Annotated in this window: 23 protein-coding genes; 14 read left to right on the forward strand and 9 right to left on the reverse strand. The window is 33.4% G+C overall.

Annotated features, from left to right (window positions below):
• The first annotated feature begins 78 nt into the window (after nt 1-78).
• From fdhD to selD, 4 genes are read left to right on the forward strand one after another with little or no spacing between them, the layout of a single operon-like run.
• Nucleotides 79-855: a formate dehydrogenase accessory sulfurtransferase FdhD gene (gene fdhD, locus CVULP_RS07995; RefSeq protein WP_099506865.1), complete on the forward strand. Its 777-nt coding sequence runs from the start codon at nt 79-81 to the stop codon at nt 853-855.
• Nucleotides 848-1,579, forward strand: coding sequence for a winged helix-turn-helix domain-containing protein (locus tag CVULP_RS08000; RefSeq protein WP_099461905.1), 732 nt, complete (start codon nt 848-850; stop codon nt 1,577-1,579). Before fdhD ends, CVULP_RS08000 begins: the two co-directional genes overlap by 8 nt.
• 11 nt (nt 1,580-1,590) lie before the next feature.
• The gene (yedF, locus tag CVULP_RS08005) at nt 1,591-2,157 is read left to right on the forward strand and encodes a sulfurtransferase-like selenium metabolism protein YedF (RefSeq protein WP_099506866.1); all 567 of its coding nucleotides are present in this window, start codon (nt 1,591-1,593) and stop codon (nt 2,155-2,157) included.
• A 4-nt stretch (nt 2,158-2,161) separates the two neighbouring features.
• Nucleotides 2,162-3,190 carry a selenide, water dikinase SelD gene (selD, locus tag CVULP_RS08010; protein ID WP_099506874.1) on the forward strand — a complete coding sequence of 343 codons (1,029 nt, stop codon included), beginning with the start codon at nt 2,162-2,164 and terminating at the stop codon, nt 3,188-3,190.
• 2 nt (nt 3,191-3,192) lie between these two features.
• On the opposite strand, the gene CVULP_RS08015 is transcribed toward selD, so the two are convergent.
• The 6 genes from CVULP_RS08015 to CVULP_RS08040 are packed head-to-tail and all read right to left on the reverse strand — an operon-like array spanning nt 3,193 to nt 7,994.
• Nucleotides 3,193-4,287 (reverse strand): hypothetical protein, encoded by a 1,095-nt coding sequence (locus tag CVULP_RS08015; protein WP_099506867.1) that lies wholly within the window; start codon nt 4,285-4,287, stop codon nt 3,193-3,195.
• A gap of 43 nt (nt 4,288-4,330) precedes the next feature.
• Nucleotides 4,331-4,951: a bacteriocin gene (locus CVULP_RS08020; protein ID WP_099506868.1), complete on the reverse strand. Its 621-nt coding sequence runs from the start codon at nt 4,949-4,951 to the stop codon at nt 4,331-4,333.
• A 19-nt stretch (nt 4,952-4,970) separates the two neighbouring features.
• Nucleotides 4,971-5,948, reverse strand: a complete 978-nt coding sequence (locus tag CVULP_RS08025) for a hypothetical protein (RefSeq protein WP_099506869.1) — start codon at nt 5,946-5,948, stop codon at nt 4,971-4,973.
• Between the two features lie 56 nt (nt 5,949-6,004).
• Nucleotides 6,005-6,517: a hypothetical protein gene (locus tag CVULP_RS08030; protein ID WP_180753005.1), complete on the reverse strand. Its 513-nt coding sequence runs from the start codon at nt 6,515-6,517 to the stop codon at nt 6,005-6,007.
• Between the two features lie 41 nt (nt 6,518-6,558).
• On the reverse strand, nt 6,559-7,155 hold the full coding sequence (locus CVULP_RS08035) for a C39 family peptidase (protein WP_099506870.1): 597 nt from the start codon (nt 7,153-7,155) through the stop codon (nt 6,559-6,561).
• Complete coding sequence (locus CVULP_RS08040) at nt 7,140-7,994, reverse strand: hypothetical protein (RefSeq protein ID WP_099506871.1); 855 nt, start codon at nt 7,992-7,994, stop codon at nt 7,140-7,142. The genes CVULP_RS08035 and CVULP_RS08040 overlap by 16 nt, the downstream gene beginning before the upstream one ends.
• 153 nt (nt 7,995-8,147) lie before the next feature.
• Here CVULP_RS08040 and CVULP_RS08045 point away from each other — a divergent pair, with 153 nt between their 5' ends.
• The 10 genes from CVULP_RS08045 (at nt 8,148) to ybeY (ending at nt 18,702) form a co-directional block, all read left to right on the forward strand.
• On the forward strand, nt 8,148-8,639 hold the full coding sequence (locus CVULP_RS08045) for a hypothetical protein (RefSeq protein ID WP_099506872.1): 492 nt from the start codon (nt 8,148-8,150) through the stop codon (nt 8,637-8,639).
• Nucleotides 8,640-8,643: 4 nt separating this feature from the next.
• Complete coding sequence (locus CVULP_RS08050; protein WP_265415666.1) at nt 8,644-9,723, forward strand: Cj0814 family flagellar-dependent secreted protein; 1,080 nt, start codon at nt 8,644-8,646, stop codon at nt 9,721-9,723.
• Between the two features lie 53 nt (nt 9,724-9,776).
• Nucleotides 9,777-10,403 carry a hypothetical protein gene (locus CVULP_RS08055; RefSeq protein WP_257874316.1) on the forward strand — a complete coding sequence of 209 codons (627 nt, stop codon included), beginning with the start codon at nt 9,777-9,779 and terminating at the stop codon, nt 10,401-10,403.
• A complete protein-coding gene (locus CVULP_RS08060) occupies nt 10,400-10,801 on the forward strand; it encodes a hypothetical protein (RefSeq protein WP_180753004.1) in 402 nt (133 codons plus the stop codon). Before CVULP_RS08055 ends, CVULP_RS08060 begins: the two co-directional genes overlap by 4 nt.
• A gap of 9 nt (nt 10,802-10,810) precedes the next feature.
• Nucleotides 10,811-11,512, forward strand: coding sequence for a hypothetical protein (locus CVULP_RS08065; RefSeq protein ID WP_099506863.1), 702 nt, complete (start codon nt 10,811-10,813; stop codon nt 11,510-11,512).
• Between the two features lie 53 nt (nt 11,513-11,565).
• Nucleotides 11,566-12,198 carry a bacteriocin gene (locus CVULP_RS08070; protein ID WP_215729094.1) on the forward strand — a complete coding sequence of 211 codons (633 nt, stop codon included), beginning with the start codon at nt 11,566-11,568 and terminating at the stop codon, nt 12,196-12,198.
• Complete coding sequence (locus CVULP_RS08075; RefSeq protein WP_141085312.1) at nt 12,195-12,878, forward strand: hypothetical protein; 684 nt, start codon at nt 12,195-12,197, stop codon at nt 12,876-12,878. The genes CVULP_RS08070 and CVULP_RS08075 overlap by 4 nt, the downstream gene beginning before the upstream one ends.
• Before the next feature lie 374 nt (nt 12,879-13,252).
• On the forward strand, nt 13,253-16,765 hold the full coding sequence (locus CVULP_RS08080) for a proline dehydrogenase family protein (protein WP_099506861.1): 3,513 nt from the start codon (nt 13,253-13,255) through the stop codon (nt 16,763-16,765).
• A 10-nt stretch (nt 16,766-16,775) separates the two neighbouring features.
• A complete protein-coding gene (gene putP, locus CVULP_RS08085) occupies nt 16,776-18,257 on the forward strand; it encodes a sodium/proline symporter PutP (RefSeq protein ID WP_099506860.1) in 1,482 nt (493 codons plus the stop codon).
• A 37-nt stretch (nt 18,258-18,294) separates the two neighbouring features.
• A complete protein-coding gene (gene ybeY / locus CVULP_RS08090; protein WP_099460968.1) occupies nt 18,295-18,702 on the forward strand; it encodes an rRNA maturation RNase YbeY in 408 nt (135 codons plus the stop codon).
• Here ybeY and CVULP_RS08095 read toward each other — a convergent pair.
• The 3 genes from CVULP_RS08095 to CVULP_RS08105 are packed head-to-tail and all read right to left on the reverse strand — an operon-like array spanning nt 18,677 to nt 20,376.
• Nucleotides 18,677-19,558 carry a DNA ligase gene (locus CVULP_RS08095; RefSeq protein WP_099506859.1) on the reverse strand — a complete coding sequence of 294 codons (882 nt, stop codon included), beginning with the start codon at nt 19,556-19,558 and terminating at the stop codon, nt 18,677-18,679. The genes ybeY and CVULP_RS08095 overlap by 26 nt on opposite strands.
• Nucleotides 19,527-20,183 carry a glycoprotein CgpA gene (cgpA, locus tag CVULP_RS08100; RefSeq protein ID WP_099460970.1) on the reverse strand — a complete coding sequence of 219 codons (657 nt, stop codon included), beginning with the start codon at nt 20,181-20,183 and terminating at the stop codon, nt 19,527-19,529. The genes CVULP_RS08095 and cgpA overlap by 32 nt, the downstream gene beginning before the upstream one ends.
• Entirely contained in the window at nt 20,170-20,376 is a 207-nt protein-coding gene (locus CVULP_RS08105; RefSeq protein ID WP_099460971.1) for a hypothetical protein, read from the reverse strand. The genes cgpA and CVULP_RS08105 overlap by 14 nt, the downstream gene beginning before the upstream one ends.
• Between the last annotated feature and the right edge of the window lie 24 nt (nt 20,377-20,400).

The raw sequence follows: 20,400 nt of genomic DNA on the forward strand, positions 1-20,400 counted from the left end.
GCAAATTGTCGTAAGGTGTAGATTGATTAAAAAAAAACTAATATAATATCTCATTAATTTATTATGAAAGAAAAAATTATGGAAGCTTTATTTACGACAGAAATTGTTAAATTTAAGGGCGATGAGCGTTTAGTTTGCGAAGATACTTTAGTGCGTGAAATTAAGCTTGAAATTTTTGTCAATGAAACTAAAATCGGTGCTTTAATGGCGACTCCCATTGATGAGAAAGCTTTGGCTGTGGGCTACTTGATGAGCGAAAATATCATCGCCAGCGTAAAGGACATTAAAAGCATAGAACAAGATGATATGAGTGTAAGGATAGAAGCTAAAATCGATGAGGCAAATTTAGCCAAACTTAATGCTGAGGGCGTAGTGATAAGCGGTTGTGGTAGAGCACACACAGCAAACATTGACCCAGAAGCCATCAAAGCAAGTCAAATTACTTCCAAAATCAAATTTAACAAAAATCAAATTCTCAAACAGATGAGTGAATTTTACACTCAATGCGAACTTTACGAAAAAACAGGCTGTGTGCATACGGCAAAGCTTTTTGTCGATGAAAATACCTTTTTCATCGGTGAGGACATCGCCCAGCATAATACCATAGATAAAGCACTAGGGAAAGCAAGACTTGCGGGGGTAAATTTGCAAGATTGCTTTTTAATGGTTAGTGGGAGATTAAGCTCTGAAATGGTCGCTAAAGCCGTTATGCATAAAATCCCCGTCCTCATCTCACGCACCGCACCTACTTGTCTTGGCGTAATGATAGCGAGGAAATTTAATCTTACACTTTGTGGCTTTGCAAGGGGAGATAAAATCAACATTTACAGCGGAGAAGAAAGAATCGATGTGTGAAATTGTCGCTTATATGAAAGAACTTTTAAATAGTAATGAAAAATTAGACTGCGGAACCGCTTTTAAAATTGCTAAAAAATTTAATAAAGAGGTCGAGGAAATCGGTAAAATCGCTAATGAAAATGGAATTCGCATTGATAACTGTGAGCTTGGGCAATTTGGACATTTAGACTTTGAAAAGGGTAAAATTCAAACTCTAAAAGCTCTTGAGCCTTTTTTGGACGAGAGAAAACGCATTTTTTGCAAAGACGCTAGAGAGGTAGCAAAACAAGGCTTTGGGCTTAAAAATGTGCGTTCAAGCCTTAAAGCTTATAAAATTGATGTAAAATACTGCAAACTAGGCTGTTTTAAGGAAAAAAGAGGTAAAAAATTTGTCGTTAAAACCAAGACTTGGATAGAAAATGCAGAAGGAGACTTGCTTTTTGGTAAAGGAAAAACCGAGCTTTTAGAACTCATCGCACAAACGGGAAGCTTACTTCACGCTTCAAAGCTTATGGGGATAAATTATAAGAAAGCTTGGACGCATTTGCAAACTCTACAACTTAATTCTCAAGAAACACTAGTAAGTTCAAGACAGGGTCGCTCAAGCAAATCGGGAACAAAACTTACACCCAGAGCCTTAGAGCTAATGCAAAATTATACAACCTTACAAAAAGACATTGAAGAATATGCTAATAAACGCTTTAAAGAGCTATTTTTCAAAGAAAATGATAATAAAAAGTGAAAGGAGTAAGCTTGAAAATTGATTGTCGCAATTTAGACTGCCCTGCCCCTGTGGTGGAGACAAAAAAGGCTTTAGAAAAGCTTAAAAATGGAGAAGAATTAGAAATAATTTTAAATTCTAGCATAGCAAAGGACAATGTTTTAAAATTCCTAAAAGCGTTAAATCCCACTTGCGAAGAAAGGGGCGAGGAATTTTATATAAGGGTGCAAAAAAGTGCTTGTAAGGTAAATTCCAATGAGGAAATTAACGCTAACATTTTATTTTTAAAAAGCGATAAGGTGGGCGAGGGGGAGCTTGGGGAAAATTTATTGCTTGGCTTTTTATCCACACTAAAGAGCTTAGAAAATCGCCCTAGTAAAATCATCTGTGTCAATGATAGCGTTTTAATCAACACGGATAAAAATCACAAAGCTCACGAAGCTATGCTTGAACTTGAAAAATTAGGAGTGGAAATTATAAGCTGTGGGGCGTGTTTGGAATTTTTTGGCAAAACTAAAGAACTTAAAATCGGTAGCATAGGCAATGCTTATGGCATTTTAAATGAGCTTTTTGGAAAAGCAAAAATTATCACTTTATGAGAAAATGAATTATAAAAACCAAAAATTAACCCACTTTGTTAAAGCGGCAGGTTGAGCAGCGAAGTTAAACCCGTGCGGTCTTAAAACAATTTTAAACTTTATGCAAACAAGCCCCGCTTTACTCAGCGGTATCGGTAACAATGAAGATGCAAGTGTGTATCAAATCGATGAAAATTTAGCCCTCGTGCAAACGCTTGATTTTATCACGCCTGTGGTCGATAGTGCTTATCATTTTGGTGCGATTGCGGCGGCAAATGCCTTAAGCGATGTTTTTGCTATGGGAGCAGAAGTGATAAACGCCCTAAATATCGTGGGTTTTGATAATAAAAATCACACTTTAGAGCTTTTGGGTGAAATTTTAGCCGGGGCAAATGATAAGGTGCAAGAAGCTGGCGGTTTAATCGTTGGTGGGCATACTATAGAAAGTGCGGAGCTGTTTTTTGGACTAAGTGTAACAGGCAAAGTGTATCCTAAAAAATTTATCGCTAATAACACAGCTCAAATAGGCGATGTTATCATTTTAACCAAGCCTTTAGGTGTGGGGATTTTAAGCACGGCTTTAAAAGGAGGACTTTTAGAAAAAACGCATTTAAATTCTATGCTTGAAAGTATGCTTACTCTTAATCTAAAGGCGAGTCGCTTGGCTGTGAAATTTGAGGCTAGTGCTATGAGTGATGTAACGGGTTTTGGGCTTTTAGGACACTTAAAAGAAATGCTTAATCCGCAAATTTCCATACGCATTTTTGAAAATTCTCTGCCTTTATTAAAGGGTGTGAGGGAGTATTTTGAAATGGGCTTGATTCCGGCTGGAGCTTATCAAAACTATGAATTTATGAAAAAAAGCTATCCGCATTTGCAAGAAAATACTCTTTTATTTTGTAGTCCTGAAACTTCTGGCGGACTCTTAATAGCCCTTGATGAAAAAAATGCCAACGCTTTGCTTAAAGCTCTGCAAGATGAGGGCATAAACGCTGCCATTATCGCTCTTTGTGAAAGCAAAAAACAAAAAGAACTTGAGCTTATTAAAAACTAAACTCACGCCTTTATATCCACACTTTTTGGAGTGTTTTTAGAAAGAATTTTGCTAAATTCTCCTGTTTTATCATCACTAAATTTAATCCCAAAAAGAAGTTCTAATTCTTCACTTTTACCAAATTTATTTTCTAATAATTTTTTTAAAAGTTCATTTTTTGCATTGTCATCTTTATAGGTTTCTTTGTTTTGACTTTCGCTTTGTATGGGGGCGAAATTATTTTTTTCAATGGGTTTAATTAATAAATGATTACCCATAGCCATTTCAAAATCTTTTAAAAATTCATCGTGTCTTTTTTTAAAATCTAAATATTGAGCTTTAAATTCTTCCAAATTTAAATTTTTGCGTAAGAGTTTGTCAAACTCATCTTTAAAATCTTTAGCTTTATTTACAATAGAATGATCTAAATGAAAATTTATAGCATAAGAAACATAAGTTTGCAATTTGCTTCTTTCCCTATCAACTCCCATCCACTCATCAGAAAGTATATTTTTAAAAGAGGATTTTTCTATTTTATTTGGGTCTTTGATTTGATTTTTTTGCATAAAAGCATAAAATTCTTTCATTTCTTTTTCATTTATAGCACTATCAAATCCATAAGTTTTACCAAAAAGAGTGCTTTTGCCTTCTTTAAATTTGATTGTATTGATATTTATAAAAAGACTAAGCAAAACATCGCTTTTGGTAAAATTATCCTTAAGGGAAACATTAAATTTTTTTTCAATTTGTTCCCTATCAAAATTCTCTCCAAATTTATCAAGGGTTTGCAAATTTTCTTTATAAAAATTACCAAATTCTTTTGCCCAATTGATATAATCATACAAAGCTTCGGTGGTAAGTTCTGCCGTTGTTAAAGTTTCATTGAGAGCTTTTATAAAATTTGCATTAATTCTATAATCTTTTGGAATTTTAGCTGCTTCATTAAAATCACTTGTAAAAAAACCCTCTTTATCCACGCCATAGCCTAAAATTTTATCTACCGCTTGAGTTTTATCGCTGGGTAAGTCGGTTGTTCTTATGTTTTTTAAATTAACTCTATCTTGAGAATTTAAATTGGTAAAATTAACGCTTAAATAGGAATTTGTAAAATTTATCACTATTTTGTTCCTAATATCCTTTTATAATGTTATTAAAATTAATTTACATAACATTTGCATTATATCCTCCCATTGCACTTTCAATTTGAGATTTATATTTTTGAGCCATTTCTTTGATAATCATATTATATTTTAGTAATCTACTAGAAGTTGTAGGATCAAATTTATAATATTGTCCGTTTGTATCCATTACGCCAACTTGATATGAAAAAAGAACATAGGGTTGTCCCAAATGAGTTCTTTTAATCTGTCTTTTTACTATAAATGTAGGAGAAAAAATATAAGATTGATTTGTGATGTCAAGATAATCTATAAGTCTTCTTTCGCTAGGATTTGAGCAACTTACTACATTAAGTCCGCATAAACCTTTTTTAGCATTTGGGTCTTTAAAAATATAATTTTTAATATAATCAACCTCTCCCGGATGAAAATTTGCTACAAGATAAAATTCGGAAGTAAGATTTAATTTATCTTGATTAAATTTAGTGTTTAATATATAATACCCTCCCCTAACCTCTTTCATCTCATCAAGGCTAAGAATTTTTACTTCTACGCTGTTATCACTCACCACACCATTACTTAGCTTAGCAAGAAGATCATTTGCAAAAGCAAAATTTGCTAATAAAGCACTTAAAGCTACAATGCTAAATAGTTTTTGAAACATTTTAAACTCCTTTTTATCTTCACGCTTTAATATCTACACTCTTTTTAGTTTTAGAAAGAATTTTGCTAAATTCTCCTGTTTTATCATCACTAAATTTAATCCCAAAAAGAAGTTCTAATTCTTCACTTTTACCAAATTTATTTTCTAATAATTTTTTTAAAAGTTCATTTTTTGCATTGTCATCTTTATAGGTTTCTTTGTTTTGACTTTCGCTTTGTATGGGGGTGCGAGGTTTTTGCTCCTCTTTAGCCTTAAGATCTTCTCTTGCAATTTGCTCTATGGTTTTATTGCTTGGCTCTAAATTTGTTGTTAAATTTAGCCATTTTTGTTTAAATTCTTCTATGCTTAAATTGCTACTAAACAAATCGAGTGCTTCCATAAGCTTTTCCATTGAGCCGTTAGCTATAAAAGAATTATTTTTTATAAAGTCATTTAAATCTTGGATTTGATTTTTATCCATATTTTTATCAAATCCCATTAACTTACCGCCTATATTGCTTTGTCCCTCAATGAGATAACCACCACCAAATTGATTAAAAACTACATTTGCAAAATTCATAAAAGATTTATCCTTTGAGTTTAAATCTTTCAAATTTATGACCACTTTGCTTCCTTTATAAGAATTATTTTCATTTAAAAAATTATTTTCTAAATCTTGTGCATTGTCATAAATTTTTAAAATTTCAAAACTATTTTTATCCATTTCAAAACCTAGTGGAAGTTCATTTTTAGAAAATTGCATTAAGTTAGAAAACACTTTGTAAGTGTTTTCAAGTGTTTTAATCAAATTGATAGTGTCAAAATTTTTATTTTGAGAAAGATTTTTAACTAGTGTTTGCATTTGTGTTGCGTCAATTTTATAATCTTTTGGAATTTTAGCTGCTTCATTAAAATCATTTGTAAAAAAGCTCTCTTTATCCATCGCCTGACTTTGATTTGATTTTTGGATAGAATAGCCGTTTTTATAAGGATTATTTATATAAGATGCATTTATCATAAATTTGCTCCTTGCCGATTTATCTTGGTTACAAATCGGCTTTTTAAAGAGTATCTTTATCTTGATAATCCGCCTAAATGGCTATCAAATTGATTTTTGTATCTATAACTAAGCTCCCTAACAATTCCATTATTATTTAATACTTGATTGCTTTGTTTATACATTGTCCCCGAAGCTCTATCGAAAACGATGGCAGAGTATGTAAGAAAACTATAAGGTTTTCCAAGGCTAGATATAGACCAATTTTTTTGAGCGACAAACCCTATATGATAATTTGTGCTATGAGGCTCTTCATTTGTAAGAATAGCTTTAAAATCCCTATAATGAGTTCCTGTTATAGTTTGACTTACGGCAAGACTTAAGCAAGAATTTGTCCCACTTAAACAGTTACCGACATATTGAAACGCACCACCCCTAACCTCTTTCATCTCATCAAGGCTAAGAATTTTTACTCCTACGCTGTTATCACTTACTACACCATTACTTAGCTTAGCAAGAAGATCATTTGCAAAAGCAAAATTTGCTAATAAAGCACTTAAAGCTACAATGCTAAATAGTTTTTGAAACATTTTAAACTCTTTTTATTTAAGATGTATTTAGACTTATTCTATCATTTAAAAAAATTGAAGTCAAATTCGTAATTTATTTTATTTGGCAAATTAAGCTTAAAAGTTTTTAAAGTCTTTTTAGGAACAATCATCAAAGCATATCCGCCCTTATCATACCTATCCCAAATGCTATAAAATTCTCTTTTGGAGCTTATATATTCTCCATGACTTGGGTCAAGCACTTGTAAATAATTACCTTTATGATTGATAATCACCACAAAATGCGGAAAGCGTGGGTCATCTTCAATCTTCACAAGCATAGGGACATTGACAAGTTTTTCTAAAATTTGCTTATCGATTTTATATGCTTTACTTTCATAGCCTAGCTTTTCAACCGCTTCATTTAAATCCGCAAAGCTTACCATATCCGTATAAAGCTCTTTTTTGCTCATCACTTGCAAAAGCTCTAATTCGCTTAATTTTTTATCATCGATGAGATTAAGCAAGGTAGCTAAAGAAGCCGCTCCGCAAGATTCTTCATAATTTTGCCTTATCACCCTTTCGTTTTTAAGCTCTTGATAAGACTTGACTACAAATTCCGCCCACAACGCTAAGGGTATAAAAAATATAATAATAAATTTTTTTAAAACTTTTTCCATAAACTTAAGCCAAATACGCTATCGGGAGCAGCCGAACTACCGCCGAAATTAGCATTAACCGATACAGCGGTATCTGCATTAATGCTATAAGTTGAACCTAAACTAAAAGTCGGGATAGAACGCACCTCAGAATTTTGATAACCATTAATTTTTTGTTCGGTTTGAAATCTTTGCTCCGCTCCTAAATCTAAGGTAATTTTAGGACTTAAAACGACAGATAAATCCCCACCTACATAAATGCCGTGTCCATATTCTATTTTAAGGGTTTTAAATTTCCTCGCTTGATTGTATCCAAAGCCGCTATAAATGCTATATACAACAGGATCACTATATCCTCTTAAACTCACTTGCAAATTTTGGGATTTTAGATAAAAATTTTTAGTATTATTGATAGCTTTTTCTCTTTGAACGAGTGCTGTTTGAAAGGTGATTTGCGGGATAAAGTCAGCAAAACTTTCCCCCGTATAAATAAATCCTAGCCATAGATTATCAAATCCTATGCGATTTTTATGAGAGTATTCATTGGTAAAAAAATTTGTATATTCCTGCCTTGCGTAACTTCCTCCACCTGAAATCAATAGGTCAAATTTAGGATGCAAAGTATAAATGAAAGTTTGCGTTAAAAAAACTTGCTTTGTATCGTTCCAAATGGTAGGATCACCCCCTATGCTGATATTAGGATAAAGCAGATAGGAATTTGCATTACCTGTGCTAAGTAAAGATAAGCTTGTAATGCTTCTTAAACCTATTTGTTTTTTAAACAAACTATCGATATTTAATTCATCGCTAGCAAAAAGCCAAGCATTTAAAATCGCCAAAATGAAAATCATTTTTCTCATTATTTGTCCTTTTTAAAATATTGCATAAAGGATAATCAAGCAAGGAGTGTTCCAAATTTTTAAATAATGACATTTTATATCTTATAAATTTGACTTCACTATTTTTAAATGATAAAATAAACCCAAATATATCTTAAATAAAAAGAGTTTAAAATGTTTCAAAAACTATTTAGCGTTATAGCCTTAGGTGCTTTACTGGCAAATTTTGCTTTTGCAAATGATCTTCTTGCTAAGCTAAGTAATGTAGTAAGTGATAACAGCGTAGGAGTAAAAATTCTTAGCCTTGATGAGATGAAAGAGGTTAGGGGTGGGTATAGAACAAGTGCTTTTCTTATAGCTGAAAATGAATATCTTGCTTTAGCAATTCCAGATCAAACTACAACTTATGGTCAAGCAGTCGCAATTTACAGAGTCACCAATGATGATACTTTAAGAAATGTCTTAGTGGGCTACACAGTTAAAAGAAATATAGGCTATTCTAAAAATGGAAGTTTTGTATATTTCACTTATGGTGTTGCTATGGTTGATAAAAATGGTGTTCATAGGGTCAATATGAATTCCGCACTAAATAATAATTTAGTTATAAAAGAATTAAGCAGAGCTTATAAAGAAGACTTTGAAAGAAGACTTGGTGGCTTAAGATAGTAAAATGACCTTAAATTTAAACAACTACGCAAATATCAACAATGGGATTTATGCGTCAATTCCAAAATTTGAACGCGAAAAATCCCATAACGAATTTTTGGGCTATAAAATAGACCAAGAGGGCTTTTTTACGAGTGATTTCAATAGGGCGATGAATTTGCCTCTATCTTACAAGATCCACTCAAAAAGTATAGAAAATTTTTTAACATATCAAAACAGCACACATTTTTCAAAACTCGATTTAAAGCAGACTATACAAAACGCTTATAAACTTTTTTCCGAGCTTATAGACGGCTCTAAAGAGCAATTTAGTCCCTTAGATTTAAATCATATCCCTCAAGCTTTTGAATTTGATAAAAATTCTCTTAATATAACAAAAATTTATTCTTTTGACAAAAAAGAATATGAAAATTTTCTTCATAATGTTTATGAAAATTACAGCCCAAAAAATAATACCATTTTAACAACGACTTTTTTTAGCTTAGACACAAAAGCATTGAGTGAGAATTTATTTTCTTATCTTCCATACGATATAAATCAAAAGGCTTACATTGATGAAAATGGCAATATTTCCACATCAGGACTTTTTATGGCTTTTATGTCAAATCAAAAAATCGACCATTATATTGCAGAGGGGGAGACTAATTTATTTGGTAAATTGCAAGGTTTGGATAAAAATATAGACAAAAGCGAAGTGGATAATTTGTGGAAATTCCTTAATGAATATAGTGAATATTTTGACCCAAGTGAGCTATTTTTTGGAATATTGAGACAAAATTTAAGCATAGAGGATTTTAAGCAACTTGCTTTTTCTAAAAAATCTCAAGTTTTATTAAACGAGCAAAATGTCTCAAGTGAAATTCCATCGAAAAAAACCCCCATACAAAGCGAAAGTCAAAACAAAGAAACCTATAAAGATGATAATGCAAAAAATGAACTTTTAAAAAAATTATTAGAAAATAAATTTGGTAAAAGTGAAGAATTAGAACTTCTTTTTGGGATTAAATTTAGTGATGATAAAACAGGAGAATTTAGCAAAATTCTTTCTAAAAACACTCCAAAAAGTGTGGATATAAAGGCTTAAAGTTATTTAATTTTTATTAAAATAATCGATATAGCTTATACAAAAGGATAGTGATGAAAAGATTATTAAATATCATAGCTTTAAGTGCTTTACTAGTAAATTTTGCTTTTGCAAATGATCTTCTTGCTAAGCTAAGTAATGATGCGGTGAGTGATAACAGCGTAGGAGTAAAAATTCTTAGCCTTGATGAGATGAAAGAGGTTAGGGGTGGGTATGCCGTAACTATCATAAGAATTTCTCAAAACGAATTGGCCGCTTTAGCAGTTCCAGATTTTGAAAATGAATTGGGTTGGGAAATAAAAAATGGCCAAATTGATCTTGAGCAAACTATGAAAAATGATAGAGGATTGTGTCAAATGGGTTCTACGCAATGTTATTCCAATAGTGCGACCAAAAAACATTTATGGCAAAGTCAAAAAAGATTACAAGAATTTACTCAAGCCTTAGATGGTTCAAATCCCCTTTATACGGCCTTAGGTTTTAGCGTAAAAAGAAATATAGGTTTTAATAGGGCTGGAAAATTTGTTTATTTTTCTTATGGAGTTGTTGCTGTTAATCGTTTTGATGGAAGCATACGCAATGTAACAAATAGTGCTACGCTAAACAATAATGTAATTATTAATGAATTAAAAAGAAATTATAAAGATCGTTTAGAGAATGCTTTGGGAGGATTAAGATGACAATAGGGGCTTTAAATCATTTAAATTTGTCAGCTATGATGAAAACAAATAATAAGCAACAGGCTAAATTTATGGACCTTGCAGGCATACCAAATTTGGGATATGCCAAAAATGGCGAGACAACTATTTTAGGGAAATTATGGGGATACGATAAAAGCATAAGCAAAAAAGAGGTGGAGGATTTAAAAAAGTTTATTGAGACGGATTATAAAATTGGGGGATTTGATTTTGGAGGAAAAGGGCTTTTTATGTTATATGAGAGCGAATTTAATTCCCTATTTAATTCAACAATGAGCATTAATGAATTTAAGGAAAAATACCTCGAGACTAAAAAACGCTACGAGCTTAGACACGGATATCAAACTCATAGCATTATGTCAATTGATGTAAAAGTTTAGAACATTAAGATGATGATATTTCTTATAAGTAGTTTTAATAAATATTTTGGAGCAAATCCGCTAGAAACACTTTTAAAATTTAAAGACGAAGCTATCCAAAATGCAAAACACGAAGAACTTCCAAAAAAAGAAGATAGAGAAAGGTTGGCTAATAGCTTTATAGATTTATACATAAGCTCTAAGGAATTTAGCGATAAAATAGGACTAGTTGAGGGTTCAATAGAAGATAAGCTTAGAAAAAATGAATTGTCAGAAACTGAGAAAAATAGTCTATTTAAATGGATAGAAGAAAATGAAAAAATTCCTCATCAAATGTTTGTTGATGGGGTAAGCTATGATGAAGCTTATATTAGAATTTTTCATACAAGTAAAAGTATAGATGAATTTAAAAGTGCTTTTCTTGAATTGCAAAAAAAATATGAAATGAATTTCAATCAAGAAATTAACCAAACGCAACAAATTCAACAACTCTCACAACTCCCGCAAACAAAAAATCCCCGCACCCCCATACAAAGCGAAAGTCAAAACAAAGAAACCTATAAAGATGACAATGCAAAAAATGAACTTTTAAAAAAATTATTAGAAAATAAATTTGGTAAAAGTGAAGAATTAGAACTTCTTTTTGGGATTAAATTTAGTGATGATAAAACAGGAGAATTTAGCAAAATTCTTTCTAAAAACACTCCAAAAAGTGTGGATATAAAGGCTTAAAGTTATTTAATTTTTATTAAAATAATCGATATAGCTTATACAAAAGGATAGTGATGAAAAGATTATTAAATATCATAGCTTTAAGTGCTTTACTAGTAAATTTTGCTTTTGCAAATGATCTTCTTGCTAAGCTAAGTAATGATGCGGTGAGTGATAACAGCGTAGGAGTAAAAATTCTTAGCCTTGATGAGATGAAAGAGGTTAGGGGAGGGTATCTAACCGTTCCTATTAAACTTTCAAATAATGAAATTGGAATGTTAGCCGTTACAACAATAAATGCACATGATGCCGGTGTTCATTTTGGCAGTCGTGATGGAAGTGAAATTAAATATGATAAAAATGGCAATTATGTCCCATCTAAAAGTGGCTTATGTGGCATAGGAGTTGCCTATTGTAATGCTCCAAGCAGTGCAAAATTACAAGAATATATGCAAGTTGCTGGAGACCCGGTTTTAAATGCTTTGGGTTATACCGTTAAGAGACAAATTAAAACTTCAAATCTAGGAAAACCTTATGTGCTTTTTACTTATGGTGTTGTTGTTTATAATTATTCTTCAAATACAGTTTATAGGGTCAATTCTAGTATGGTTTTAAATCATAACATTATTATTAAAGAATTAGCTAAAAATTATAAGGAGCAAATGGAAAACGCTCTAGGTGGTTGGACTTTTAGGAATAGAAGATGAATATTAATAATAGCTTAAATATCTTTGGTATAAGCATTGTGGGTAATAAAATATCGAGTAATGAAAATTTGTTACAAAATTCGCAACAAAACAATCATAATGTCGCAAATTTAGACAAGCTTCTTAAAAGCTATAAAGATTATTACGATGAGCTTACAAAAGCAATTCCCATACTTGAAGGTTCTATACAAGATAAAATTTTAAAAGGGGAAATGAGCCAAGAAGAAATTTGGGCTATTGATGACTTTAAAGAGAAAAATAAAGCTTCGATGCATTGGCTTGATGAAGATTTGCAAAGAGAATACATTAGCATTTACCATACTAGTATGGATATAGAAGAATTTAAGCAAAGATGGCTAGAACTTCAATCAAAACACGATTCTAGATTAAGCGAAATCGCCGAGCAAAGCCAAAGGGATATCGAAAAAGAAATGCAACTCTCACAACCCCAACAAACAAAAAATCCCCGCACTCCCATACAAAGCGAAAGTCAAAACAAAGAAACTTATAAAGATGATAATGCAAAAAATGAACTTTTAAAAAAATTATTAGAAAATAAATTTGGTAAAAGTGAAGAATTAGAACTTCTTTTTGGGATTAAATTTAGTGATGATAAAACAGGAGAATTTAGCAAAATTCTTTCTAAAAACACTCCAAAAAGTGTGGATATAAAGGCGTGAGTTTAAAGTCCTTAAACGATAAACAATTAAGCTGATTTAAAAAAATAAAATTAAATTTTCTCATTTTGTATCAAAAAAACCACACAACATTAAGACTGGGGTAAATGTAAGAAAAATTTTATTAACAAATGCGGATTTATTATAGGCACAATATCCTTCAATATTATGGGTTCAAGGACTAAATCTAGCTACCAAACGGCATTTTTATCGTTTTATTTCTCTAAATAATTTAAGATACTGATACATTTATGCAAATAAATGTTACTAAAATATACAAAATTATCAAATTTTAAACACAAAACACAAAATAAAAAAATACGAATTTAATCTTTAATTGTATCATTTAGAAAAATTTCGCAAAAGGACTTTACAAAATGATACAAAAATCCATCGCCCTAGCAGAAGAGCTACAAAATAAAATCGAGCACAATCTCTCCGCTACCGAGCGGAGATTCCACGCTAAAATGCAAAAGCTTCTTAATAATCCTAACAATAAGGTAATGCTCATAGAGCTACTTGACCGCTCTTTTCGCTGTAAAGATAAAAAAGCGAGTTTTGAGCTTATAGGGCATACGCTTAATAAATTTGGCATAGCAGACTTTTTCTCACCTTTTGAGAAGTTTTTGCTTTTTAGCTTTTTAAACTTTGGCAGGCTTGCTCCTAATCTTAGTGTGCCGTTTTTTGTTTCGCATTTAAGAGATGATACAAAGGCTATGGTTTTAGATTCTAGCGAAAGCTCCCTAGCCCCCCACATCGCCAAACGCAAAATGGAGCATAATATCACGCTTAATGTTAATCTCATCGGCGAAGAAGTTTTGGGTGAAGCGGAGAGCCAGTATCGTATGCAAAAATATGAAGAAGCCCTTAAATCAAGCTATATCACTTATATTTCTATCAAAATCACTACAATTTTTTCTCAAATCAATATCATTGACTTTGATTATTCTAAAGAAGAAGTTGTCAAAAGACTTGATAAGCTCTACGCCCTAGCCTTAGAGGAGCAAAAAAGACAAGGTGTAAGTAAATTTATCAATTTGGATATGGAGGAGTTTAGGGATTTAGAGCTTACCGTGGCAGCCTTTATGGAGAGTGTGAGCAAATTTGACATTAAAGCGGGCATTGTCTTGCAAGCTTATATTCCTGACTCTTATGAATATCTCAAAAAGCTTTTAACCTTTTCAAAAGAAAGGGTTTTGAAAGGTATGCAGCCCATTAAAATCCGCTTTGTAAAAGGTGCAAATATGGAGAGTGAAGAAACGATCGCTAGTCAAAAAGGTTGGGAGCTGCCGACCTTCTCGCGTAAAATCGACACCGATAGCAATTATAATAAAATGCTAGATTTAGTGCTAGAAGATGAAAACTACAAATACATAAACATTGGCATAGCAAGCCACAATATTTTTGAAATCGCTTATGCTTACACGCGCATTAACGAAGCTGGGGCGGGTGAGAGCTTTACCTTTGAAATGCTTGAGGGTATGAGTTTGCAATGCTCTTATGAGCTTTCACAAATGCACGATTTAATCCTTTACGCGCCTGTGTGTGATGAAGCGCATTTTAATAATGCCATTGCTTATCTTGTGCGCCGTCTTGATGAAAACACAAGCGAAGATAATTTTATGCGCTATTTTTTCAATCTAAAAGTCGGCTCTAAAGAGTGGCAGGAGCAAAAGGAGCTATTTTTACACGCGCTTGAAGGCATTAAAACACTTGATAATTCCACACATAGAAAACAGGATAGAAGCCAAATTTCTAAAGCTGCTAGCTCCTATGAAACAAAAACTTTTACCAATGAGAGTGATACGGATTTTATCTTGCCGCAAAATAGACTATGGGCGCAAAATATCAAGGCAAAATATGAAAATCTACAAGATTATGATGCCTATCCTGTGGCTGGGGAGCTTGATTTTACACGGGCACATTTAAACACTTTAGAAGTCAAAGACAAAGTTGCACATCGCCCTATAGGCAAGGTTTATTTAGCTGGCGAAAAGGAAATAAAACAAGCCTTGCAGGTGGCGAAAAATTCAAATTTCACTCAAAAAAGTAGCGATGAGCTTTATAGCACTTTATCTAAAGTCGCCAAGCTTATGCGCGAGCGAAGGGGTGATTTGATAGGGCTTGCAGCACTTGAAACGGGTAAAACCTTTTTAGAAATCGATCCTGAAGTAAGCGAAGCGATTGATTTTATAGAGTTTTACCCACACTCTTTAGAAACGCTACAAAAGCAAAATCCAAATACCACCTTTAAGCCAAAAGGCATAGGTGTTACCATAGCTCCTTGGAATTTCCCTGTGGGCATTTCTGCTGGCACTATAGCTGCCCCTTTGGCTGCGGGCAATGTCGTCATCTATAAGCCTTCATCGCTCTCCACTCTTACAGGCTTTATGCTTTGTCAATGCTTTTGGGACGCTGGGATTCCAAAAGATGCCCTAATCTTTCTCCCTGCTAAAGGTAGTGATATATCTACTCATCTTTTAAGCGATGAAGCGGTGAAATTTTCCATACTCACAGGTGGTGAAGAGACTGCCTACGCAATGCTGCAAGCAAATCCAACACTACTCTTAAGCGCAGAAACAGGGGGCAAAAACGCGACCATAGTGTCCAAATTTGCCGATAGAGATAGTGCGGTCAAAAACATTATCCACTCTGCCTTTTCAAATTCTGGGCAAAAATGCTCAGCGACTTCTTTGCTTGTGCTAGAAGATGAGGTTTATAAAGATAAGGAGTTTAAAAAAGCTCTTGTCGATGCGGCACAATCTCTAGCAGTAGGAAGCTCTTTTGTGCTAAAAAATAAACTCGGGGCATTGTGTGATAAGCCAAGCAAAAAGCTTTTAAAGGCTATCAATGAGCTAGAAGCAGGAGAAGAGTGGGCATTAAAACCGCAATTTATCAATGATAATCCACATCTAATGACTCCGGGCATAAAATATGGCGTCAAAAAAGGAGCTTTCACGCATATGAATGAGCTTTTCGCACCGCTTTTGAGTGTGATGAGAGCAAGAGATCTAAAAGAAGCCATTGCAATCGTTAATTCCACAGGATATGGGCTTACAGCTGGATTTGAAAGCTTAGATGAAAGAGAGTGGGAGTATTTTCATACACATATTGAAGCGGGGAATATCTATATCAACAAGCCCACAACTGGGGCTATCGTGCTAAGGCAGCCCTTTGGTGGGGTGAAAAAATCCGCCATAGGCTTTGGGAGAAAGGTAGGGATTTATAACTACATCACGCAATTTATGGACATAGAGGCAAGAACTGATACAAATTTACTTAATAGTCCCTTAGCAAGTGCATTAGAAAAACTAAGCAAAGCAAGTGATGAAAGCACACAAGCTACCCTAGCAAATGCCGCCCTTATGGCACAATCTTACGCTTATCATCATAAGCACGAATTTAGCGTGGCGAGGGATTATGTAAAAATCCGCGGTGAAGATAATCTTTTTTCTTACACTAAAATCAAAAATTTAGCTTTTAGGGTGTGTGATGAAGATAATTTACAAGATATTCTAGGCGTAATCATAGGATGCCATACGCTAAGTTTAAGCCCTCTTGTAAGCTATAACACTACACAAAGCTCTATAATCACAGAACTTAAGAAAATCTGCAAGGCAGTCGATTTGGGAGTAGATTTTGTGGAAGAAAATGAGGAGCAATTTATCGCTAAAATTTCAAAATTCGAACGCATTCGTTATCACGCTAAGGCGGATAAAAATAGCCCTCTCTACCAAGCTGCTACAAAAGAAGCTAAAATCATTATCCGTGATAAGCCCTTGTTAAATGGGCGTTTTGAGCTTTTATTCTACTACAATGAAAAAGCTTTAAGCATTTCGTATCATCGCTATGGAAATTTAGGTATTCGTGCCTTAAAAAATTTACAATAAGGAGAAACAAATGGAGGTTGTAAAAATTAACACAGAAATTGCTATTACCTTTATCGCTTATTCTGCTTTAATGCTATTTATCGGTTTTTATTTTTATAGGAAAAATAAAAATACAGAAGACTACTTTTTAGGTGGTCGCTCACTAGGTCCCGTGGTTTCAGCCCTATCAGCTGGGGCTAGTGATATGAGCGGTTGGCTTTTGATGGGCTTACCAGGCGCTTTATATGTGAGTGGTTTTGTAGAAAGCTATATCGCCATAGGTCTTAGTATAGGGGCGTTTTTAAACTGGGTTTTTGTCGCTAAAAGACTTAGAATTTATACAAGCGTGATTGCAAATAGCATTACAATCCCTGATTATTTTGAAACGCGTTTTGATGATGATAAGCACATTTTACGCATAGTTTGTGCCATTGTGATTTTGGTATTTTTTACTTTTTATGTTTCTTCTGGGCTTGTAGGTGGGGCGAAGCTTTTTGAAAGCACATTTGGGATTGACTATACTCACGCCCTTACCACAGGGACTATTATCATCGTAATTTATACATTTTTAGGTGGTTATAAGGCAGTATGCTGGACGGATATGATTCAAGGACTTTTAATGATGAGTGCTTTAATCATCGTGCCTTTGGTAATGCTTTCAAATTTAGGAGGTTATGAAGCTGCCATAAACATCGTCCAAGAAATCAAACCTCAAAATTTATCTATGGGTGAGGGCGTGTCATTGCTTACCATTATATCGGCTCTTGCGTGGGGACTAGGCTATTTTGGACAACCGCATATTTTGGTGCGTTTTATGTCTATACGCTCAACAAAAGAAATTCCAACTGCCACGATTGTGGGGATTTCTTGGATGGTGATTTCGCTTATCGGGGCTTGTTTTATAGGAATTTTAGGCATTGCTTATGTGTATAAATTTAATCTCTCTTTGCAAGATCCAGAAAAAATTTTTATTGTGATGAGTCAGCTTCTCTTTAATCCTTGGATTGCTGGAATTTTACTTTCAGCTATCTTAGCGGCAATAATGAGCACGGCTAGTTCGCAACTTCTTGTTTCAAGCTCGACTTTAGCAGAGGATTTTTACCGCCGTATTTTCAAACAAGACGCAAGCTCACAAATGGTAATGAGACTGGGCAGAATAGGCGTTTTATTGGTAGCTTTGATTGCCTTTTTAATCTCAACAGATAAAAATTCAAGTGTCTTAAGCATAGTCGCTTATGCGTGGGCTGGCTTTGGTGCTAGCTTTGGCTCCGTGATGCTCTTTTCACTCTTTTGGAGTAAGATGACGCGTATGGGTGCAATTGCAGGTATGGTTACGGGTGCTGTTGTGGTTGTGGCTTGGAAAAATTATTTAGCAGGAATTTTGGGCTTTCCACTTTATGAAATTGTGCCGGGCTTTGTGTGTGCTAGTTTTGTGATTATCATCGTAAGCTTAATGACTAAGGTGCGTCCGGGCACTCAAAAAGCTTATGAAACTATGCTTAAAAATCTTTAATTTGAGAGCTTTGTAAGCATATAAACTAGGGGATTTGATGATACTTTGCGAAGAAGATTGTAAATTTTTAGATAATATAGCTAAGACTTTAAGTCCTAAAGATGTCGAACTTATCTTTGTAGAAGATGAGGAGATGAGAGAATTAAATTTAAAATATAGAAATAAAAATAAAAGCACAGATGTATTGTCCTTTCCCCTACAAGCCGTCAATAAGACTCTCCCACTTGGCAGCATAGTTATTAACAAAGCTCTAGCACAGAAGAAAGCTAAAGAATTTCAACATAGCTTAGAAGATGAAATTTCCCTACTTTTTATCCACGCTATGCTTCATTTACTAGGCTTTGACCACGAAAAAGATAAGGGCGAAATGCGTGAAAAAGAAGAAGAATTAATTCGCTTTTTTAAACTTCCTCAAAGTCTTATTGTAAGGACGGAGGCTCTTTAAGGCGTAAAAATACAGGAAAACGCGGCAAATTATTTTTAGTATATCCACTAAATTTATAAGTGATAATGGCATTTATTTGCGGAGGATTTGCTCTATCTTTATCTTTCAAACCTGAGCCGATTTTGATAATCTTACCATTTGGCATTTGACATTGCAAAGCCCCTACCATACCCTCAAATTTACCTCTTCCCTGCGTATATCCTACAACTTTACATTCTGCATCTTCGTAAGGTTTAAGTTTTAGAGCGTTATTAGTGCGTCCTTTTTCGTAGGGAGCATTATTTTTCCTAATCACAAGTCCCTCTCCACCCTCTTTTAGCACCTTTTGATAAAATTTTTCTAAGTGTTCTTGACTTTGAATTTCAAAATGAGGGATAATTTTAATATGGGAATTTGGATATTTCTCTAAATATTTTTCTAAAACACTTAGTCTATTTTTAAGAGAGCAAGGACTAAGCTTAAATTCTTCACAAGCTTTTGGCACATCAAAAACATTATAGGTAATGTCTCTCCAAAGAGCGTTCTTTTCATCATCTTTACGAATCAAAGCAGAAATTTTATCAAAAGAATTTTTACCCAAATAAAGTTCTCCATCAAGCATAAAAGAAGGAAAATTTGCCCTAAAAAATTCAGGACTTTTTATAGGATAATTTTTTCGACTCTTAAAGCCTTTTCCATCCCAAATTCCTCGCACTCCATCAAGCTTTTCACTCATTAAATATTCGCTTAGATTTGCGTCTTTAAAATCTTTTGATTCAAATCGATTTAGCAATAACAGCTCATCAGCTAAAGCAAAATTTATCAAAAAGATAAAAATAAAAAATCTACAAAACAAAAATTGTATAACCACTCGCATCTTTTTCTATCTTATAATTATACTTGCCATCTAAGTATAATACCAAACGATAATAACCCTTATGAGAGCCAAAATCTAGCCTTTTAAAAAAGGAATTTTTTATCCTCACAACCTTACTAGGACTGATAATATTTGACTTAAAATCCATCACAATTTTGCTAGGATTACCTATAGAAAAATCAGACACCAGCTCGTCATTTGTATTAAGACGAATTTTATTTTTATAAACGCTATAAGTTAAAAGCTTATCTATGCTTCCACTTTGAAGTGGGAGCTCCACATCAATAGAAAGATTTGAGTCCGCATTACCCTTGCTTGGTATCGTTACAGAAACATCTAGAATTTTAGATGGTTCGGGACTTTTAGAACGCACTATGGTATAGGTATCGTGCCAGTCTATGCTTTTATTTACATCTAGCACGAGAGTTTCTTCCGTGCCATCTAAATTGATATAATTAAAACTAACACTTTTTAAAATTCTCGCATTAGAATTAAATTTTACATCACTTCTCGTAAAAGATGATGGAGTAATGATGCTAACATTTTGCTCACCGCTAAAGGGATTATCATTTGCGTAAGCAAAACTAAAAATCAAAAAAAATAAAATCCACCTATTTTTTTTCATCAGGGTCAAGTCCTTGTAATTCAAAATATTCTTTTTGTGCCTTGGCATTTTGCTCTTTGAGCAACAAAATTTGCTTATTTAACCGCTCTTTCATCGCTTCTAAAGAAAGCATAGTGTCTAAAGAATACTGCCCAAAAAGCATATTCCCAAAATAAATCGCCCCCACAATCACAATTAAAGAAAGAAAGCACATTTTAAAAATTTGCGCATAAAAGCC

It is taken from the genome of Campylobacter vulpis (genome assembly GCF_014217995.1).
Taxonomy (GTDB): Bacteria; Campylobacterota; Campylobacteria; order Campylobacterales; family Campylobacteraceae; genus Campylobacter_D; species Campylobacter_D vulpis.

Bases quoted from the DNA above. Each gene is read 5' to 3' on its own strand.
- fdhD (WP_099506865.1), top strand. From the start codon at position 79: ATGGAAGCTTTATTTACGACAGAAATTGTTAAATTTAAGGGCGATGAG.
- CVULP_RS08095 (WP_099506859.1), bottom strand. From the start codon at position 19,558: ATGCGAGTGGTTATACAATTTTTGTTTTGTAGATTTTTTATTTTTATC.
- CVULP_RS08040 (WP_099506871.1), bottom strand. From the start codon at position 7,994: ATGAGAAAAATGATTTTCATTTTGGCGATTTTAAATGCTTGGCTTTTT.
- CVULP_RS08035 (WP_099506870.1), bottom strand. From the start codon at position 7,155: ATGGAAAAAGTTTTAAAAAAATTTATTATTATATTTTTTATACCCTTA.
- CVULP_RS08075 (WP_141085312.1), top strand. From the start codon at position 12,195: ATGAATATTAATAATAGCTTAAATATCTTTGGTATAAGCATTGTGGGT.
- putP (WP_099506860.1), top strand. From the start codon at position 16,776: ATGGAGGTTGTAAAAATTAACACAGAAATTGCTATTACCTTTATCGCT.
- CVULP_RS08000 (WP_099461905.1), top strand. From the start codon at position 848: ATGTGTGAAATTGTCGCTTATATGAAAGAACTTTTAAATAGTAATGAA.
- CVULP_RS08025 (WP_099506869.1), bottom strand. From the start codon at position 5,948: ATGATAAATGCATCTTATATAAATAATCCTTATAAAAACGGCTATTCT.
- CVULP_RS08105 (WP_099460971.1), bottom strand. From the start codon at position 20,376: ATGTGCTTTCTTTCTTTAATTGTGATTGTGGGGGCGATTTATTTTGGG.
- cgpA (WP_099460970.1), bottom strand. From the start codon at position 20,183: ATGAAAAAAAATAGGTGGATTTTATTTTTTTTGATTTTTAGTTTTGCT.
- CVULP_RS08080 (WP_099506861.1), top strand. From the start codon at position 13,253: ATGATACAAAAATCCATCGCCCTAGCAGAAGAGCTACAAAATAAAATC.
- CVULP_RS08070 (WP_215729094.1), top strand. From the start codon at position 11,566: ATGAAAAGATTATTAAATATCATAGCTTTAAGTGCTTTACTAGTAAAT.
- CVULP_RS08030 (WP_180753005.1), bottom strand. From the start codon at position 6,517: ATGTTTCAAAAACTATTTAGCATTGTAGCTTTAAGTGCTTTATTAGCA.
- CVULP_RS08065 (WP_099506863.1), top strand. From the start codon at position 10,811: ATGATGATATTTCTTATAAGTAGTTTTAATAAATATTTTGGAGCAAAT.
- ybeY (WP_099460968.1), top strand. From the start codon at position 18,295: ATGATACTTTGCGAAGAAGATTGTAAATTTTTAGATAATATAGCTAAG.
- CVULP_RS08045 (WP_099506872.1), top strand. From the start codon at position 8,148: ATGTTTCAAAAACTATTTAGCGTTATAGCCTTAGGTGCTTTACTGGCA.
- CVULP_RS08020 (WP_099506868.1), bottom strand. From the start codon at position 4,951: ATGTTTCAAAAACTATTTAGCATTGTAGCTTTAAGTGCTTTATTAGCA.
- CVULP_RS08060 (WP_180753004.1), top strand. From the start codon at position 10,400: ATGACAATAGGGGCTTTAAATCATTTAAATTTGTCAGCTATGATGAAA.
- CVULP_RS08050 (WP_265415666.1), top strand. From the start codon at position 8,644: ATGACCTTAAATTTAAACAACTACGCAAATATCAACAATGGGATTTAT.
- CVULP_RS08055 (WP_257874316.1), top strand. From the start codon at position 9,777: ATGAAAAGATTATTAAATATCATAGCTTTAAGTGCTTTACTAGTAAAT.